Consider the following 210-nt stretch of genomic DNA (forward strand, 5'->3'; position numbering starts at 1 on the left):
AACACCAGTGGCGAAGGCGGCTCTCTGGTCTGTAACTGACGCTGAGGCTCGAAAGCATGGGTAGCGAACAGGATTAGATACCCTGGTAGTCCATGCCGTAAACGATGAGTGCTAAGTGTTGGGAGGTTTCCGCCTCTCAGTGCTGCAGCTAACGCATTAAGCACTCCGCCTGGGGAGTACGACCGCAAGGTTGAAACTCAAAGGAATTGA

General features: G+C 53.3%; 1 rRNA gene. It reads left to right on the forward strand.

From position 1 onward, the window contains the following. Positions 1 to 210, forward strand: a 16S ribosomal RNA gene (locus KI210_RS08720); the annotation flags it as partial.

The sequence above is a fragment of the Lactobacillus corticis genome (genome assembly GCF_018327645.1).
GTDB classification, from domain to species: domain Bacteria; phylum Bacillota; class Bacilli; order Lactobacillales; family Lactobacillaceae; genus Lactobacillus; species Lactobacillus corticis.